The organism is Calothrix sp. NIES-3974 (genome assembly GCF_002368395.1).
Lineage (GTDB): Bacteria > Cyanobacteriota > Cyanobacteriia > Cyanobacteriales > Nostocaceae > NIES-3974.
The window spans coordinates 322,433-337,938 of record NZ_AP018254.1; the positions used below are offsets into that span (position 1 = coordinate 322,433).

The 15,506-nt window shown below is 43.1% G+C and carries 14 protein-coding genes; 6 read left to right on the forward strand and 8 right to left on the reverse strand.

Translation table 11 applies throughout. The features are described 5' to 3' along the window. Positions 1 to 141: 141 nt before the first annotated feature. Complete coding sequence (locus CDC37_RS23860) at positions 142 to 312, reverse strand: hypothetical protein (RefSeq protein WP_157780617.1); 171 nt, start codon at positions 310 to 312, stop codon at positions 142 to 144. A 36-nt stretch (positions 313 to 348) separates the two neighbouring features. Between CDC37_RS23860 and ygfZ the strand changes: the two genes are divergently transcribed. Further along, positions 349 to 1,335 carry a CAF17-like 4Fe-4S cluster assembly/insertion protein YgfZ gene (ygfZ, locus tag CDC37_RS01225; protein ID WP_096620115.1) on the forward strand — a complete coding sequence of 329 codons (987 nt, stop codon included), beginning with the start codon at positions 349 to 351 and terminating at the stop codon, positions 1,333 to 1,335. 70 nt (positions 1,336 to 1,405) lie between these two features. Here ygfZ and CDC37_RS01230 read toward each other — a convergent pair whose 3' ends face one another. From CDC37_RS01230 to CDC37_RS01240, 3 genes are all read right to left on the reverse strand, one after another. Continuing rightward, positions 1,406 to 2,152 carry a hypothetical protein gene (locus CDC37_RS01230; RefSeq protein ID WP_157780618.1) on the reverse strand — a complete coding sequence of 249 codons (747 nt, stop codon included), beginning with the start codon at positions 2,150 to 2,152 and terminating at the stop codon, positions 1,406 to 1,408. A gap of 581 nt (positions 2,153 to 2,733) precedes the next feature. Then, positions 2,734 to 3,807 carry a D-alanine--D-alanine ligase family protein gene (locus tag CDC37_RS01235; RefSeq protein WP_096620117.1) on the reverse strand — a complete coding sequence of 358 codons (1,074 nt, stop codon included), beginning with the start codon at positions 3,805 to 3,807 and terminating at the stop codon, positions 2,734 to 2,736. A 225-nt stretch (positions 3,808 to 4,032) separates the two neighbouring features. Next, on the reverse strand, positions 4,033 to 4,854 hold the full coding sequence (locus CDC37_RS01240) for a nuclear transport factor 2 family protein (protein ID WP_231943179.1): 822 nt from the start codon (positions 4,852 to 4,854) through the stop codon (positions 4,033 to 4,035). 85 nt (positions 4,855 to 4,939) lie between these two features. On the opposite strand from CDC37_RS01240, the gene murG reads away from it, so the two are divergent. Next, positions 4,940 to 6,013, forward strand: a complete 1,074-nt coding sequence (gene murG / locus CDC37_RS01245) for an undecaprenyldiphospho-muramoylpentapeptide beta-N-acetylglucosaminyltransferase (RefSeq protein ID WP_096620118.1) — start codon at positions 4,940 to 4,942, stop codon at positions 6,011 to 6,013. A gap of 93 nt (positions 6,014 to 6,106) precedes the next feature. Further along, positions 6,107 to 6,784 carry a hypothetical protein gene (locus CDC37_RS01250; RefSeq protein WP_096620119.1) on the forward strand — a complete coding sequence of 226 codons (678 nt, stop codon included), beginning with the start codon at positions 6,107 to 6,109 and terminating at the stop codon, positions 6,782 to 6,784. An 85-nt stretch (positions 6,785 to 6,869) separates the two neighbouring features. Here CDC37_RS01250 and menB read toward each other — a convergent pair whose 3' ends face one another. The 3 genes from menB to CDC37_RS01265 form a co-directional block, all read right to left on the reverse strand. Continuing rightward, complete coding sequence (gene menB, locus CDC37_RS01255; protein WP_096620120.1) at positions 6,870 to 7,703, reverse strand: 1,4-dihydroxy-2-naphthoyl-CoA synthase; 834 nt, start codon at positions 7,701 to 7,703, stop codon at positions 6,870 to 6,872. Positions 7,704 to 7,841: 138 nt separating this feature from the next. Next, a complete protein-coding gene (locus CDC37_RS01260) occupies positions 7,842 to 9,167 on the reverse strand; it encodes a Mur ligase family protein (RefSeq protein WP_330220825.1) in 1,326 nt (441 codons plus the stop codon). Positions 9,168 to 9,597: 430 nt separating this feature from the next. Next, positions 9,598 to 10,602, reverse strand: coding sequence for a phosphoribulokinase (locus CDC37_RS01265; protein ID WP_096620121.1), 1,005 nt, complete (start codon positions 10,600 to 10,602; stop codon positions 9,598 to 9,600). 281 nt (positions 10,603 to 10,883) lie between these two features. On the opposite strand from CDC37_RS01265, the gene CDC37_RS23865 reads away from it, so the two are divergent. The 3 genes from CDC37_RS23865 (at position 10,884) to CDC37_RS01275 (ending at position 14,744) form a co-directional block, all read left to right on the forward strand. Next, complete coding sequence (locus CDC37_RS23865; protein ID WP_157780619.1) at positions 10,884 to 11,027, forward strand: hypothetical protein; 144 nt, start codon at positions 10,884 to 10,886, stop codon at positions 11,025 to 11,027. Between the two features lie 919 nt (positions 11,028 to 11,946). Further along, positions 11,947 to 13,224, forward strand: coding sequence for a ferredoxin--NADP reductase (gene petH / locus CDC37_RS01270; protein WP_096620122.1), 1,278 nt, complete (start codon positions 11,947 to 11,949; stop codon positions 13,222 to 13,224). Positions 13,225 to 13,412: 188 nt separating this feature from the next. Continuing rightward, entirely contained in the window at positions 13,413 to 14,744 is a 1,332-nt protein-coding gene (locus CDC37_RS01275; RefSeq protein WP_231943180.1) for a homoserine dehydrogenase, read from the forward strand. Between the two features lie 262 nt (positions 14,745 to 15,006). Here the strand turns inward: CDC37_RS01275 and CDC37_RS01280 are convergent, their stop codons facing one another. Continuing rightward, positions 15,007 to 15,225 (reverse strand): hypothetical protein, encoded by a 219-nt coding sequence (locus CDC37_RS01280; RefSeq protein ID WP_231943181.1) that lies wholly within the window; start codon positions 15,223 to 15,225, stop codon positions 15,007 to 15,009. Positions 15,226 to 15,506 lie beyond the last annotated feature (281 nt).

Genomic DNA, 15,506 nt, shown 5'->3' on the forward strand with positions numbered 1-15,506 from the left:
CATGGGTGAAGGCGCACTTCACTAGCTTATGCTAACACTAGCAAACCAGAATTTCTTTATTTTTCTGATGACGGCTTCCCGATTAGCTTGCCTGTTGTTCCCGGTGACTGTCAAGGGTATGGGGACTACTTTGTCGTAACTTTAACTATTTGTCACCGTATTTACACTCAATACTTGTATCGCAACCCCAAATGAATGGTTAATATCATGTCCTTTCATACACTTGTCGAGAACACAGGCGATCGCCGTTCGCTGATCCTGTCGGATAGATGGTAAGAAGCAAAGGTTTTCAGCTTGTTTTATGATGGTCATATTACCGGACACGAGATGATCTGTAAATTCGACACCATGACAATATCTGCATTAACACCGGAACAAATGGACGCGATCGCTGCTGCAAAACAAACCCTCGCTGTTTGCGATCGCAGCCATTGGGGACGGATCGAAGTTAGGGATAATGACCGTTTACGGTTTCTCCACAATCAAAGTACCAACGATTTCCAATCTCTACAACCAGGTCAAGGATGTGAAACGGTTTTCGTTACTTCTACCGCTCGTACCATCGACCTGGCTACAGCCTATGTTACTGATAATACAGTATTACTAATTGTCTCCCCCAATCGCTGCGAATATCTATTGCAATGGCTAGATAGATATATCTTCTTTGCCGACCGCGTTCAAGTGGTGAATGTCACCCCAGATACGGCTTTATTAACCCTCATTGGACCCGATAGCGATGGGGTGATTCGTCAACTTGGTGGAGCAGAATTAATTGGTCAACCCAATGGTACACATATATTAAATGAACAGCAAATACGCATGGGAGTGGGTACAGATTTAGCTCTCCACGGGTATAACATAATTTGTCCAGTTACACAGAAAACCCAGGTATGGGAAAAAATTCTCAGTGCAGGAGCAACGGTCATGGATGAAACTGCGTGGGAAAGCTTGAGAATTATCCAAGGTCGTCCCGTCCCCGACCAGGAACTAACAGAGGATTATAACCCCCTGGAAGTAGGACTATGGCAAACCGTCTCATTTACGAAAGGTTGCTACATCGGTCAGGAAACCATTGCCCGTCTAAATACTTATAGAGGTGTAAAAACCTTTCTTTGGGGAATTAAACTAGATAAACCTGTTTCCGTACCCAGTGATATTTATGTCGCGGAAGAAAAAGTCGGAAAACTCACCAGTCTTACTCCCACCCCCGACGGATATTTTGGTTTGGCTTATATCCGTAGTAAAGTGGGTGGAGTTGGTCTCAAAGTTAGCATCGAAAATATCCCCGCAGAAGTGGTTGCTGTACCTTTTGTTTCCCACGAGTATCCAGGCTAGAAGGTGAGAGGAAATCGTTTGGCTGACTTACGTTCGCTACAATTATCTTCTGTATCCTGTCTCCTCACCATCAATCCCGTCGGAGAATAGAAGAAAGGGGACTTTGCTTGCGTAGGTCCAAAGAATCAGCCAAAGACTCTTCTGGGGGAGGGGAAGATGGATTTGACTTGGAAACAGTCACCTTGGTATAGGATTTTGAATTAATCGGCGTTTGATATGGTTTTTGTAAGTAATTTGCTTGGGGAACTATAAAGGACTGGCGTTGGGGACTTGTGGATTTAGGTGGAACCACAAGGGATGTTTTTGGAACTTGGCGTACAGTTAAATTCGGTTGTTGACGTTGTGCCATCCTTGCTTGATAACGATTAACTGGTTTCCCCTTCCCATCCAATGGACGCGCAGGACGAATCAAACGCAAAATCAGAACACATCCACCCGCACAACTAATGGCGATCGCAAACACCATCCACAGGGGAATCGGGTCTCCATCTTCCTGGGGTGATGGTGCTGGAATCTCCTCCAGACCATCTGTCGGCACTAGTTCCTCGGCTTTGGGCGTTTCATCCTTCCCGACATTACCTAAACTGTACAGGGCTAGCATCCCACTACCAATGAATACTAATAGCAGCGCTGTAATCGGCAACCACGGACAATAAGTCAGTACACGGATGGAAAAATCTATAATTGCCTTGGGTTTCGATGTCGTGTTTTTCGCCTTCTCCGTCTCCCCCTTCACTACGGAGTTGACAGACGGAGAATCACCTATCGTGGTTTGACGGGCGGACGTTTCCTGGTGTAAGTTTTGCTTATTTTCCATAAAAATCCACATTAACCCCTCCAATCATTAGATTGTACCGGAGGAGTTACACCCATACTATCCGTAGCAAATTGCCAAATACAGGTATTATTTTTTTGCTATTTAGGTGACATGTAACAATGATATTCGTCGTTACTGAGTAGCTAATGACACTCAAATCCCAAAATCTATTTTTCTACCTCCCCAAATAAAATAGGGGTTTACCAAAAAAACTAGGTCTAGAGCAAGGTTATTGGAGGACGGCTTTCTGTATGTTAGAGTACCATAACGGTTAGGGTGTTAACTGATTGTTAACTGATGTTAGATATTGGTCTGCAATTGCTATTGGGACTTAGAGGTTGTTTGTCAAGTATTAATTATCACTATTTTGACTATCGTCCAGACTCTGGACATGGGGTTATAAAGCAGATTTTTCCTTCGAGAGTACAGACGCGACATGTCCCGTCTCTCCCTATTGCCTACTCCCTATTCCCAAAAACGATAATTCAGGTATTAAAATAGACTTTTAAAACATCCTCTTAGAATCTCCACACTTGAGGGGGAGTATGTCAATCAATCCTTATTTTCTCCCCCGTTAAGTACTATTTTGATGCCGATTCTGGAGAACGGTGGCGTTCTAAAGCCAACTGCACCAGCTGATCCACCAATTCTGGGAAAGGAACACCCGTTTTTTCCCACAGTTTGGGATACATACTAGTGGCAGTAAATCCCGGTAGGGTATTAATTTCGTTAATTAAAACTTCTCCAGTCGCTTCCACATAGAAAAAGTCAACCCGCGCTAAACCAGCAGCATCGATTGCTGCAAATGCCTGTACTGCCAACTCCTGAATTCTTTCACTTACAGTCTCTGGAAGGGGGGCTGGTATTAGTAAATTTGATTTCCCTTCAGTATATTTTGTTTCATAATCATAGAAATCCGCATCATAGGTAATCTCACCAATAATGGAAGCCTTTGGGTGTTCATTTCCTAACACGGCACATTCCACTTCTCGCGCTACCACACCCGCTTCAATAATAATCCGCCGGTCGTAGCTTGTGGCATTATCCAGGGCTGTTTCTAACTCTTGACGGTTGCGAACCTTGGCAATACCTACAGAGGAACCGAGATTGGCTGGTTTGACAAAACAGGGGTATCCCAGATTGGCTTCAATTTGATCACAGAGTTTGGGAAACACACAGGGATTCGACCAAACTTGCTCACGGGTCACACTCATATAATTAACTTGGGGAATATTCGCTTGGGAGAATATGGTTTTCATAGCGATTTTATCCATACCCGCAGCCGAACCCAGCACACCTGAACCAACATAGGGAACCTGCATCAATGTGAGTAAACCTTGAATTGTCCCATCTTCACCATTTGGACCGTGGAGAATCGGAAACCACACGTCAATATTGGCTACTTGGGGAGGAAATTGCCATCGGTTCCCTGGATAGTTAGTGTTTTCGAGGGGTTTTCCAGTGCTGAGAACTTCTTGAGCAATTGATTCCGGTTGCCAAATCCCATCTTTTTGAATATAAAACGGAATCACTTCGTACTTTTCTTGATTTCTGCCAGTTTTTAATCCATTCCAAATTGCCCGTGCCGATACAATTGAAACCTCATGTTCTCCCGAACGTCCACCAAATAACAAGCCAACCCGCAACTTTGTCATCGAAATTACCTACCTCACTCTGTCGAATGCAAAATAGAGCGTATCATACCACAGCATATTTGCTGTATTCTCTGGATGACAAATTACTTGTTTGGGAATCGGGAGTGGGGAAGGACTAGCTTGGAAAACAGCCGCTTCCAAGGGCTGTTTTCTGATTCGAGAGTCTTGCCTTATGGATTCCTACGCAGAGCGTAGGAATGAGCGAAATCCAAAATCAGCGTATGATTACTTCACAACTTGTATACGTTGTGTCACCATTGTGGTTCCTTCACCGCGCATAATGACGGCAGAAAGCCAATGGCTACCGGGGTTATTGGGTGCGCGACCGATTTTGAATAATCCTCCGGCGTTAAGTAATTGTAATTCTACGGAGGTGGGGTTTAAGAACCTTTCCGGTTGAATTGGTTCATTGAGGGCAGTACCTAATAGATAATCATCCCCCATTGGTTCTTGAACGATGGCATCAAAACTGAATTGCTGACCAACTTTAACTTTTTCGGGAGCTTTGACTTCTACTTGAGGAGGTTTTGCTCCCGCAGTAATTAGGGTGCGTTCGGATAAAACTTCTTGGGATTCGATTTTTGTACCGACGATGCGTTGACGGGAACGAATTGTAGAATTGAGGGCAAAATTATTTCTGTTACTGGAAGGTAATCCTGATATTTTGGTGATTGTCTCGGCTGTGATTGTGTTCCCTTCGCTTTTCCAGGATTGGATTGTGGTATTGTAACGTAGTCGAGGATACCGTTTCCAAAGACTGGTCAGGGCTTGTTCCATTTGTTGACGGTTGAGTCCGTCGGTATGGGTAAAGTTGGGACTGTAGTGTTGGATGACTCCTTTGACATCGCCTTTGTTGGCAGCATTATCAATTTGGGCGATTAAGTTTTGTAATTGTGCGGGGGGCTGTTGTTGAGCGTTAGCTCTTGTATACTGCCATCCGGAGATGGAAATTAGTGTAAGTGTGAAAAAAATCAGTTGTTTGGTCAATTGGGGTTGGGGACGGAATGAACTAGAGGAGCGGAAAAATACATTAGTTAGGTTAAACATTGCTGATAGGTGAGATATTTGACTACAGAAATCAGGGAATTTGTTTTATCTTAATTAAGCTAGGCACACGGATGGTATAGGTTTGATGGCAAACGCACCCAAGAAATTATTAATAGCTGCAAGTGGGACTGGGGGGCATTTATTTCCTGCGATCGCAGTTGCCCAGCAGTTACCAGATTATGATATCGAGTGGTTAGGTGTACCAAATCGTTTGGAAACTCAGCTTGTACCCAAACAGTATAAGCTGAATACGATTGAAGTCGAGGGATTTCAGCAACGATTTGGTCTCAAGTCTTTGACTATTTTTGGTAAACTTGTCGGTTCGGTGTTACAAGTTCGTCGATTGTTAAAACAAGGTAATTTTCAAGGTGTATTTACCACTGGTGGCTATATTGCTGGACCATCGGTAATTGCAGCCCGTTCCCTTGGTTTACCCGTTATTTTACACGAGTCAAATGCTTTACCTGGAAAAGTAACACGTTTTTTTGGTCCTTGGTGTACGGTTGTGGCAGTTGGTTTTGACGTGGCGGCGAAATATTTACCTCGCGCTCGGACAATTTATACGAGTACACCCGTGCGATCGCAATTTCTCGACCCTGGTAGTATTAACACTTTAGATTTACCGATTCCCGGTGATGTACCCTTAATTGTCGTCTTTGGTGGTAGTCAAGGTGCGGTGGCTGTCAATAAGTTAGTCCGGGAGTGTGCCCCCCAATGGTTTGCCGCAGGTGCTTGGTTAGTCCACTTGACGGGAGATAATGACCCGGAGGCAGATTCGCTACAACACTCTCAGTATATTCGCTTGCCTTTCTATGATAATATGGCAGCCCTGTTACAGCGTGCGGATTTAGCCATTAGTCGCTCTGGTGCGGGGAGTTTAACGGAGTTAGCAATTTGTGGCACACCAGCGATATTAATACCCTATCCCTATGCAGCCGAAGACCACCAAACCTATAATGCCAAGGTTTTCACCGATGTCGATGCGGCTGTGATGTTTTCCCAATCCCAACTTAGTGCGGAAACATTAACTCAAGAAGTTTTAAACTTGTTAACACAACGCGATCGCCTAAAGGTGATGGGTGAAAATGCCAAAAAAATCGCCTTACCCGATAGCGCGGACAAATTGGCCCAGTTGTTACGTGATACCCTTGTTAATTAGTCAGCTTTCAGTCACCGTTGTGAATACTTATACCGTTTTACTCACAAGCCCTACTTCGACTGCTATACATAAAATTCTTAACATGCCAATTTTATGAATCCCAGAAAAATCAGACCGTGGTTTGATGTAACTATCCTATCGGTATCCCTATCTTTAATGATGGTGACAGGGGTAAAAGCCCAATCAGTACGACCCATTGACCCGAATTTAGTCCCCAGACAAGGGAAAGCGGTTTCAGATTTTGTCCCCAAAGGCTGGAAAATTCAAGAGCGAATTGAAGGGGATATAAATAGCGATCGCATTCCTGATACCGCATTCACCCTAATTGAATCGGATACAACAAAGGAGCGCGCTCGTGCTTTTGTGGTTTTACTCAAGCAAGCAAATGGTAATTTACGCCGTTTAGCAGTGGCCAATAAGTTCCTATTATGTGCAAGCTGCGGTGGTGCTATTTCTGGAGTCGATGGAACCCCAAGCACTGATATTAAAATCCAAAAGGGAGTGATTACGGTCTCCCAATTAACTGGTTCTCGATTTGCCAACGAAATCGTTCATCGTTTTTGGTTAGATAAACCTTCCCAAAGACTTGTATTAATTGGTAAGGATGTCCGCGATTTTGACCGTGCAACCGGAGATGAAACTTTGACCAGTGAGAATTATCTGACTGGACAACGCATCGTTAGCAAATATCGCAAATCTAAATTAGTTTCCCAGCAAAAGTCTCAAATACCCAAACGAAAACAATTTATTGAGACAGTCGCTGGATTTTAGATTTTGGATTTTTTTAGTATGTAGAGACGTAATATATTACGTCTCTACATAAATGTGTTGCGGAAAAACCCAAATTATAGCCTTTTTAAGGCAACCACGGATACTGACGAAAATTCGGCTTCCGCTTTTCCAAAAAGGCTTGTTTTCCTTCCGCCCCTTCCTCAGTCATATAATACAAAAACGTCGCATTTCCTGCCAACTCTTGTAAACCCGCTTGACCATCACAATCCGCATTAAAAGCAGCCTTCAAACAACGAATGGCAATCGGACTTTTTTCTAATATTTCTTGTGCCCAAATAATCCCTTCATTTTCCAACTGTTCCACCGGCACAACCGTATTTACCAAACCCATTTCTAAAGCTTGCTGGGCATTATATTGACGACATAAAAACCAGATTTCCCGCGCTTTTTTTTGCCCCACAATTCGTGCTAAATAACTTGCTCCAAACCCACCATCAAAACTACCAACTTTTGGCCCTGTTTGACCAAAAATTGCATTATCGGCGGCAATAGTTAAATCACAAATTAAATGCAAAACATGTCCACCCCCAATCGCATACCCCGCAACCAGTGCAATTACAACTTTCGGTATGGAGCGAATTAAACGCTGTAAATCTAACACATTTAAACGGGGTGTACCATCATCATCTAAATAACCCGCGTGACCCCGAACACTTTGGTCTCCACCGGAACAAAAAGCATATTTTCCATCAGTATGGGGTCCGGCTCCAGTAAATAAAACTACACCAATACTCCTATCTTCCCGTGCATCACAAAAGGCATCGTAAAGTTCAAAAACCGTCTTTGGACGGAAGGCATTCCGTTTGTGGGGACGATTAATCGTAATTTTGGCAATTCCATCAGCCTTGTGATAGAGAATATCTTCGTAAGTTTTAGCGGTTTCCCAGAGAATTTGCATCGCAGGTTTGAGTTTAAGGATACAGGATATAGGATACAGGAGTGAGGGAGTGAGGGAGCAACAGTAGATGGGGAGACAGGATGTTATAAGGCGCTAAAGTATTACTACGTGCCTTTTTTTACCCCATCAAAATTAATGCTATCTAATCTTTTTCCCTGTCAATATTTCCCGCACGTCCAACATGGCTGTGTAAGTAGGTAAAATATGTAGGGTTTGATTCGCAGGGGTATACTCCAAAGCTGTATTAATCGCTTCCCGTAGGTCTTCTTTCACAATCAATTGAAAATTAGGGTTAACATTCGTATCACTATAACGTAGTCTCAACGCCATATCGTAAACGCGATCGCCACTGACAATCAAAGTCCCTCCCCGTTCCACTAAGGGTTCCGTATCCACATCCCAAATCCAGGATACATCTTCACCGTCCTGTACTCGGTCGTTTAATACCAATAAAGTGGTTTTATCTTCACTTTCTGTGACAACCCGAATGGTTTCGTTTGTACCAACGGGATTTTTGGATAGGAGAATCCGCACCTGTTTGCCATTGATATTTAATTCTTCTGCACGTCCGAATGCAGCTTGGAAGGTGGGAATGGTTTCACGAATGGTTTTCTCATCCACCCCAAGAGCGATCGCCGCAGTGGCAGCTGCGAGGGTATTATATTTGTTATAGATACCGACGAGAATTTGTGACCATTGACTACTATCAAGCTGGGGTTGACTACGTTGAAAACCACACTGGGGACAGCTAAAGTTACCGAGGTGAGATAGGTACACACCTTCGTAATCCAGGGAATGTCCACAACTGGGACAATAAATCGAATCGACTGCGTGGGGTATGGCTTTTAAATATTTGCTTGGTTCATTCAAACCGAAAAAGATCACATTTTGAGACAATTGCTGTCCCAAATAGCATAGGGTCGGATCATCCCCATTGGTAATGACGGTAGTATTAGGTGCATCAGTGGAAATCGCTTTTGTCCAGCGTTTACTAATTGTATCCACTTCCCCATAACGGTCTAATTGGTCGCGAAACAGATTCAAGCATAAAATTGCTAGGGGTTGAATCGGTGCTAACACCTTGGGAACGATATTCTCATCTACCTCCAAAATCGCATAATCGACCTTCAACCCCCCAAAACTATCCGCACTTTCCATTAAAGCCGTCACTAGACCATTTTCTAAATTCGCTCCGGTGGAATTATGCGCAACTCGAAAACCCTTCCGTTGCAAAATTTCCCGCAATAGCAAGGAAGTCGTAGTTTTCCCATTTGTCCCTGCAATCAAAATTACACCCTGCTGTACCTGTTGACTTAACAACTCCAAAACCTGTGGTGCTATTTTGCGCGCGATCGCACCTGGTAATACACTCGCTGCTCCTAATTTCAGCGATCGCACTAAGGTGGTCACACTCTTGGCAATACTCACAGCTAAACCTAAGCGAATTCTGGAGATTACATTCATCTGTTTACCCACGTCTATCACCCAACCTCAACTATCAAAATTCTAGAAATCAAAAGACTCAACATCAGAATTCTGAGAGTTTAACCAATCTCCGCCAAAAAAACTAGCTATTTCCCCTACTTCATACCCTAAATCGACCTACGTGACTACTCCTAGGGAGAGAGCTAGCGACAACGAATTCCATGAACCCCTCTCCAAATATTTCCACCAAAGGAATAGAGGTTTTGAAAGCATTTATTTTTGGTTGAAAACGAGAGATTTTTCTGCCCCTCTCCATTCTGGAGAGGGGTTGGGGTGAGGTTCAATTCAAAAACTCGACTTCTCTCCTGTATCCTCAAAAAAAAGACCGAAAAGAAAAACTCCTTTCGGTACAAAAAATCAAGACTATCAATTAAATTCCCAATGTGAAAATTGAGGATATTTCAAACAATTATACCTTAACGGCCATTCTCGCTTCCTGTGATGTTAAACGCTCATAAGTTGCACGCATCTTCAAGCCTGTTAACACCTGAAATAAACCAGTACCATTGTTAGAACCAGGATACTCACGGTGTTGTAGCAACAGGTGGGTCATTTCACCCTCATACTTAGTCGAAAGATTACTTAAATGGGTTTCCAAATAAATTACTTCTTCTAAATTGTCGAATTGACCATCGATTTCCACCACAGACACGTACCGTCCATAATAGACATCAGAACCATAGTACATTTGCATACCAGGGTAGGAACAGGTCAACTTACGTCCACAGGGTGTCCAGTGAATTGTTGAACCTTCATCAAACAGATAAACTGGTTCAAACCCTTCTTTACCCTCGCGTTGTAACATCCGCACCCGTAATACTTTCCTTTCCGTATCTCCCTTAATCAAGTTTGTGGGTAGCACTTGCAGAACTATATCCGCAAACTCTCGCTGGGGTTCAATATACTTCTGAAAATCGGGTTTACGGGAATTAATGGCAGCAATTACATCCTCATAGGTGTGTCCACGTTCCGCCATATCCCGTTGCACTTTCCACGCAATTTTGACTTCATCGCTGATATCAAAATACACGCTAAAGTCAATTAACTCCCGTACACGCTCATCATATAAAGGATGTAAACCTTCCACCACAACAATGTGATTGGGTTCCACTAACTCTGGGGGGTCAATCATCCCAGTCTCATGGTTATAAATTGGCTTCATAATCGATTGACCATCTTTGAGCGCTTTGATTTGCTCATACATCAGGTCAAAATTATTCGCGCGGGGGTCAAGGGCTGTAATACCTGTTTCCTTGCGTTGTTTCCGATCCAGGCTATGATAGTCATCTAAACAAATGACTGTCATTAACTCCTCACCAAACAAATCCTTCAGGCGACGCAAAAACGTAGATTTACCACAACCAGAGTCTCCAGCAACTCCTATTAGCACCACCCGTTCTGGCTTACTGCTCATATATCTCCTCGAAACTACTACAAATCAAGTCAGTTGAATATATTCTTGCAAAATCCGTTTGCAAAACAATTTATTAGAAGCCAGGAGCTTATCCCGTTGGCTTAATCTTGCGTCCTTGCCACCCAACAGCACTCAAATTAAAATATGAGCAAGCGAACACGGCCAAGCATAGCCAATCTACGCTTAACTTTAACCCTTTAAATTGATTGCTGATAAGTATATAATCTTAGTGATACATCGAATTGTAACAGAACGAGGTATCAATCACAAGCTTGATTTAAATGGCTATCAGACGCAAAACAGATGCATCAACCATCGCTCAATCCAACGACAGCCGTTGGCAAGAGAAAAACAGTCCAGTTAACAAAAAAACCCTAATGGAGCATTTTGACGGGATTATTTTCTCTGATACACTATTTATTTAGTATAATCGGAAGCTAAATCAAAATACCAAGTGTGTTGAGAGAAAATATTTTCAATTCAGAGGAAACGGGGAAATCTCCAGAGGTAGGGGTATAGGACCTTAAAGTAAAGATTTTTCGGAGCTAGAGCCACAACTACAAACGCTTCAGAATTCATGTGGTCAAATGCTAGCTTGTCAATGGGGAGTCGCCTACATGTAATGGTTATACCGTTTTATTTAGGTGTTGATACCTGACCGGGAACTTCCGGGAGCAGGGGGAGTAAGTAGGTAGGTGCAATTAAACATAAAACCGCAATACAACCGGCCATTCGGCGTAGAGACGACCCGACGGGTCGTCTCTACTCCCTGATTTCAACGACAATTTTCACCACCCACCTCATTAAATGTATCAAAATTTTAGTGAAATGATATGACACCAGAATGTATGCAAATGATTTCCTTTGACTTCCTACTCACTCGATTTTCGGCACAATCATAGATAGACCATTCAAAATTTTTCAAAATAGTGTTTTAATAGTTTGTATCCGACATTGCTTACCCCATAGGGGTAGTCGCAATGTAATCATTGTAAATAGGTGAATTTCCGAATTATTCGGAACGGTTCAAGCAAAAAAAAGCTTAAATTGATTCATTATTAACATTCTCCGACCGACATATCCTCTAACTTAGAAGGTGAACAGGTGTGTTTTTGCCATACCTGCCTGTCCGTGGCGAGTGTATAAGCTTTCAGCATGATCCATTTAAGAATGGTATAAATGCTGATTTCTCAAGACAATCGGTTCGCAACAAAATTTAAATTTTGAGTTAAATTTTGGCAGTGAATGCGATCGCAGTAGTTGTAGGATGTACGCCTATAGCGGTAATCTTGAGAAAGATTTTTGAGATTAACGGTTAATTAGACATCGGAGTGGTAACGCGAAATGTACAATCAAGGTACGGTTGATGGTGCTGCGATTACAGCATCAGGTAGTCGTCTCTTCCTCTACGAAGTAGTGGGTCTGCGTCAGGGTGAAGACTCGGTTTCGACAAACTACCCTATTCGCAAAAGTGGCAGCGTTTTCATCCGAGTACCTTACAACCGCATGAATCAAGAAATGCGGCGTATCGCTCGCCTCGGCGGCAAGATTGTGAACATTTATCCTGTTGATTTATTCGATAGTCCTAACGGTAGTGCAGCATCGAATGGTTCGGTATCAACGGCAAGTGGGAACAATCAAGGGAATGGTAAAGCCACATCGAAGTTAGAAGCGAAACAAGATAAAGAAGGCAACACCATGACTCAAGCGAAAGCCAAGAAAGGTGCGCACGCTGACGTTCCTGTAAACATCTATCGCCCGAATGCGCCATTTATTGGCAAATGTATCTCTAACGAAGCGTTGGTGTCTCCAGGTGGAATTGGTAAGGTTCAGCATCTGAAATTTGATCTATCCGGTGGTAATTTAAAATACATTGAAGGACAAAGTATTGGAATTATCCCTCCGGGTTTGGATAAAAACGGTAAACCAGAGAAATTAAGATTATATTCCATTGCATCAACTCGTCATGGGGATGATGTCGATGATAAAACTGTTTCCTTGTGTGTGCGTCAGCTAGAGTACAAACATCCTGAGACAGGGGAAACCGTGTATGGTGTTTGTTCGACCTATTTGTGCAATCTGCAACCCGGTGATGAAGTCAAAATTACTGGGCCCGTAGGTAAGGAAATGTTGTTACCTGACGATCCGGATGCCAATGTGATTATGATGGCAACGGGTACAGGGATTGCGCCCATGCGTGCCTATTTATGGCGGATGTTTGAAGCTAGAGAAAAAGCTGTTAACACCGATTATCAATTCCAAGGTTTTGCATGGTTGATTTTCGGGATTCCCACAACTGCGAACATTTTATACAAAGAGCAGTTGGAGGCGATGCAATCGCAATACCCGAATAATTTCCGTTTGACCTACGCCATTAGCCGTGAGCAGAAAAATGCTCAGGGTGGCAGAATGTACATTCAAGACCGTGTTGCGGAACATGCAGATGAGTTGTGGAAGTTGATCAAAGACGAGAAAACCCATACTTATATTTGCGGTTTGCGAGGCATGGAAGATGGTATCGATGCGGCTTTGACAGCAGCAGCAGCCAAAGAAGGCGTAACCTGGAGTGATTATCAAAAAGAACTCAAGAAGGCGGGTCGCTGGCACGTAGAAACTTACTAAAATTACTAGAATTAGTTTGTTTGAGTGCTGTTAATATCTCACTGTATACTGGGTTTGCAATCAAAGCGATGTGTAAAAATTGAATAAAATACTATGGGGTGTGGCTAGTGCTGCACCCTATGGTTTTTTGGTCGAAATTTCTGCCATACTTGGCTTCTAATAGGTTTATTGAAATTGGTGTCAAAATTGTGGGTGTAAAGTTAGGTATTCTTGGTTTCGGTACGGTTGGTGTCGGTACTGTACAGCTGTTACAGGATGGGATTGGTCGTAATCCTCTGTTACAGGAAATTGAAATTTGTCGAGTTGGTGTGCGATCGCTGGATAAACCTCGACCCGTCACATTTAGCGATCGCATTTTGACAACAGATTTAGAAGCGATTGTCACTGACCCCCAGATAGATATTATTGTGGAATTGATGGGTGGTTTAGAACCAGCTAGGGAATTGATTTTACAAGCGATCGCCCACGGAAAACATGTGGTGACAGCTAACAAGGCGGTAATTTCCCGGTTTGGGGATGAAATTTTTACGGCTGCAAATCAAGCTGGGGTATATGTGATGTTGGAAGCAGCTGTGGGGGGAGGGATTCCCGTAGTTCAACCCCTGAAGCAGTCCTTAAGTGTGAATCGGATTCAAGCTATAACCGGCATTGTCAACGGTACAACCAATTATATCTTGACCCGGATGCAAACCGAAGGCAGTGACTTTGCCGATGTCTTAGCAGATGCCCAGAAATTAGGGTATGCTGAAGCAGACCCCACCGCAGACGTAGATGGTTGGGACGCGGCAGATAAAATCGCCATCCTTGCATCCTTGGGATTTGGGGGACGGGTGAAGCGGGAAGAAGTCTACTGTGAAGGAATTCGTCAAGTCAGTCAAACCGACATCGCCTATGCCGAAAAGCTGGGATTTACGATAAAATTGTTAGCGATCGCCAATCGAGTTGACAAAAATACCCCCAGTTCCCATAGCGCTCCCCCCGACCTATTTGTCCGTGTCCACCCCACCATGCTTCCCAATGACCATCCCCTAGCGAGCATTAACGGAGTATTTAATGCTATCCTGGTGGAGGGAGAACCCCTAGGGAAAGTCATGCTCTACGGACCAGGAGCAGGTGCAGGAGCAACCGCCAGCGCCGTTTGTTCTGATATTATGAACTTAGTGGCACGGATTAAAGCCCAAAAAGCCAGCGATACAAATACGGAATTAATTTTAGACCCCCTATTTGCCTGTTCCCACGAACAATACAGTCGCGTTACATCCATCGACAACCTGGTGACCAGGTTCTATGTTCGTTTCCTAACCAAAGACGAACCGGGGGTCATTGGTAAACTAGGTACTTGTTTTGGCAACCACGAAGTTAGTCTGGAATCCATCGTCCAAACAGGTTTACAAGGAGAATTCGCCGAAATTGTTGTTGTCACCCATGACGTGCGTGAAGGCAATTTACGCCAAGCTTTAACCGAAATTGAACAATTCCCGGCAATCCATGCTATCCCCAGTTTATTGAGAGTTATTTAGGGTCTGGGGAAGTCTTTTCCTGAAGGTAGGGAACAGGGATTAGAGACGACCCGATGGTCGTCTCTACAGGGAATGGTTTTAACCCAACTATTCCACTTTTCACAGGACCCCCAAAAGTTATAAATGCCAGGTTTTTCCGTCTTACATATCTACTTGGAAAGCATTTTTGGCGACTAAAACTTCCTCAATCCCTTGCAAGATATAGAGACGGGATATATGTGGAGACAAGATATATTTGGAGACGCGATATATCGCGTCTTTACTATTCCCTACTGAGGTTAGGTGTTGGATTTGTTGGTTTTAATAATCTTTCAGTATCTATCACTTTGAGGTCGGGTAAATTTATTAACAATCTAATCACTTCCCTGTGTTTCTGATGGAATTTCAGTAATTCACGATAGGCAAAGGGAACAATGAAAGGCCAGAGTATGGTTGCAAAGATGAGGATGATTTGGGAAAAAAAGCGCATTTGCACACTCATCTCTTTATCTGTATCAAAAAAAACAGTCCACTCCTTTAATAGGAGTAGTGCTATCAAGATATAAAATCCAAATAATAGATAAATCATGGTGAAAAAATAATTTGGTATGATTTGATTGAATAGGGAAAATAAGAAGAGTTTAAATATTATTAACTATATTATGAACTGCCGATATCAATATTGCCCAGTTTCATGATAGAGATTTGAGTCACATGAATCATGCTTTACATACCTGGTGAGGGGTAGTCACTGGAGCTGGAAACCAAAATTACTTGTATTAT